At 71.7% G+C, this 2,831-nt stretch carries 4 protein-coding genes; 1 reads left to right on the top strand and 3 read right to left on the bottom strand.

Translation table 11 applies throughout. The annotated features are described in order from the left end of the window. Positions 1-469, bottom strand: a 469-nt coding sequence (locus F0L68_RS41355; protein ID WP_223199621.1) for a hypothetical protein, incomplete at its 3' end; no start/stop codon positions are given. A 702-nt stretch (positions 470-1,171) separates the two neighbouring features. Between F0L68_RS41355 and F0L68_RS43085 the strand changes: the two genes are divergently transcribed. After that, positions 1,172-1,333: a hypothetical protein gene (locus F0L68_RS43085; protein WP_188317128.1), complete on the top strand. Its 162-nt coding sequence runs from the start codon at positions 1,172-1,174 to the stop codon at positions 1,331-1,333. Between the two features lie 163 nt (positions 1,334-1,496). On the opposite strand, the gene F0L68_RS41350 is transcribed toward F0L68_RS43085, so the two are convergent. Beyond that, positions 1,497-2,231, bottom strand: coding sequence for a hypothetical protein (locus tag F0L68_RS41350; protein WP_149855371.1), 735 nt, complete (start codon positions 2,229-2,231; stop codon positions 1,497-1,499). A 5-nt stretch (positions 2,232-2,236) separates the two neighbouring features. Beyond that, positions 2,237-2,831, bottom strand: a 595-nt coding sequence (locus tag F0L68_RS41345; protein ID WP_223199620.1) for a hypothetical protein, incomplete at its 5' end; no start/stop codon positions are given.

The raw sequence follows: 2,831 nt of genomic DNA, 5'->3' as shown, positions 1-2,831 counted from the left end.
GGCCGACGCCCCCCCGCCCGCTCCCGCGCACCGTCTGGCCCGGCCCCCACCCGCCAGCGGCGGCGGCCGCCGCGTTCACTCGTGCGGTGACGTGCTCGACGACCTGGTCGACGCGGCTGGCGATGTCGCGCAGCGCGCGGCCCGACAGCCCGAACACCTCGATGCCGTCCCCGCTGTCCCCCGTGGGGGACAGCGCCGCCAGGGCACCGACGGCGGTGCTCAACGTGTGCACGGTGGCCGCGATGCCCAGCAACCGGTAGGCATGACTGCGGCCGATGCCGAACTCGGCGCGCGCGTAGTCGGCCCACGACGAGTAGCCCAGCGTCGTCCAGACCTTCGCTTGGTGGGCGGCATGGACCCGCGCGGCCAGAACTTCGACAGCCCGGCGCACGCCGTGGATCGCCGCGCCCAACTCGACGGTCAGCCGCCGCGCGGTCGCGGTGTCGACCAGCCCCGGTTCGCCAGCCATATCCTCATGGTGGCACTGGCGTCAACGCTGCGGCCGACACCACAGGCACACCGACTCCCGGCCGGACTCCCACGCCTGCGCGCGGCCACAGCGCGCCGGTTCGACTGTCGACCTCGCCGTCGGGGTGAATGCGGGCATACGTTGACTGGGGGCTATTGCACGTCGAGTGGACGTCGCCAGAACGCCGTCCTTCCACGGTGTCCACGTCCAAGTTTCATTTCGCCGACGCAACGAGACCGATCGGCGCTATGACGGCGCGATCCTGGTCTGTGGCCTCGGGTTGCGCCCTAGTGTTCGCCGCAGATCGCAGGCGTGTGGACATGCGACTCGGGGCGGTTCCCGGGCAAAGGGAACCGCCCCGTCGACGGGGCCCGCCCGGACGCACACCCGGGCGAGTCCCGTGCCGGTGGTGATCAATGCGGTCGCCACCGCGATGCTCCTCGCTCCTGCGGCACCATCATCGCGTCCTGGAGTCGGGTATCAGCCAGCCCGGCCTCACGGCTCCAAGACGCGCCTGTCGTTGCGGCGAAGGAAGAACAGCAGTGACCCTAGGGCGAGAATCGTTCCTACCACCATCTACGCGCCACCCCTGTGCGCCGACCAGCCCCCTTCGGGCGGTGTGCGGCGTCCACGCGCATCACGAGATCAACTTCCGACTAGTCCGGCTCCTATCGGCCTGCGCCGAGCTGTCGTGACGCTGCGGTGCTGACCACCGTCGTCGCGATCTCGATGATCACCTCCGCGCCGCTGCTGCTCGCGGTCACCGTCGCGGTCTTCGCCAGAGACCCGCGCCGCCGGGCGGACGCCCGCCGCGTGGTGCAGTTGCTGCGGGCTGGTCAGCCCTCGCGAGCGCGTCGTCGATGAGACCTGCCCGGTACCGGGCAGTCGAACGGCGACTCGCCATCGTGATGGTGTCGAGCCCTCTACGAGAGTCGGCCCGCAGAAATGCCGCCTCAGGACGCAGGCCAGGCCAGCGCCGGTGCCTGGGATCGAAGTCGCCTGCGTGACGGGGTGGTCCGGTTGGTGGTCAGTCGTAGCTGTTGGCGACGGCGAGCTGGTGGCGGCCGGGGTGCCCGTCGGACAGGGTGCAGGTCAGGTACTCGCCGGGCTCGGAATCCTCATGCCAGTCCGCCTCCGCGGTGAACGGGCACCGTGGCACCGTCGCGTCGACTGGGCGCGCGGTGGTGCCGTTCAGCCTGGTCACCGCAGTGTCCGGGTCGGACAGGCAGGCCAGCAGCTCGCCCGGTCTCCCGGCTGAGGTGAACGCACCGGGAAGCTGTCCCAGCTCGGACCGCCAGGCGTCGAGTTGCGGCGCGTACCACGCGGTGTCGGGCACCAACCCCCAGCCGTAAGCGAATCCCTCGGGCTTGTCCGGCTTGGCGTCTGGATCGTCGGCCAGCGCAGCCAGGTGCGCGGCGAGCTGCTGGCGGAAGGCAGTGACCTTGGGGGCGAACCGCTCGTGCGCGGCCTGCTTGCTCACCCCGAGCGACTGCCCGATCTGGCTCCAGCTCAGGCCCCGTTCATGGCTGGCGATCACCGCGGCGCACAGCAGGCCCTCCGCACGAGCCTGAACCCACGACGCGGCCTCGATCAGCAGCGCCGGCTCGGCCCCGTCCGTGCGGTGGGCCTCGGGCACGATCGCCCGGAACGCGGACTCCAGCGCCGACCAGGCCGCCTCGGCCATCGCGATGCGGGCGTGGTCGGCGGCTGTGTAGGCCGTGAACGGCCGGGCGTTCTCGGCGGTGTTCTCGTCGTCGGCCATGGCGTTCACGCCCTGCGGAACGGGTTGCCGCGCCGGCCCGCGTTGCACTCGATCACCAACTGGGCCACCGCGGCCGCGCCGGCCCGGTCGCACGGCGCGGCGATGCCGACCATGACGCTGCGCTTCAGGTTCAGGGCGAGGTCCCAGCCGCCGTCCAAGTCGCCGATTGCCACGGTGACCGCCAACTGCGGCGGCTGCTCATAGTCCCGGTCATAGCCCCACGTGGGGGTGCTCGGCCCGCGCGGGATCAGCACCAAGCCCTGCCCGGCGTCGAGGGTCGCGGTGACGCCGAGCGCGGCGAACTCCTCGACCAGCACCTCCAGCAGCGACTGGGCATCCCGCACGGTCTGCGGGATGCCGGTGCGCCAGGTCGGGGTGATCGCCTCCAGGCAGCGGAAGGCCACGTCCCATCCGTCCGGACGCACTCCGTGACGCTCGCCAGCGGCCCAGACGTCAGCCAGCAACGCGGCCGCGCGGTCGAGCACCGTCGCGGTGTAGAGCACGCTGCCCGAGTACCGGGTCGCCTCGGCCACCGCGCGGCGCGGGTCGAGCACCGCCGTGTCGTGCGTGTCCATCACGTCCTCCTTCGTCGTCACCGTC

It is taken from the genome of Solihabitans fulvus (genome assembly GCF_008386585.1).
GTDB classification, from domain to species: Bacteria; Actinomycetota; Actinomycetes; order Mycobacteriales; family Pseudonocardiaceae; genus Solihabitans; species Solihabitans fulvus.
Note: the sequence above shows the minus strand (reverse complement) of the source record. Positions and strands in the feature narration are given on the sequence as shown.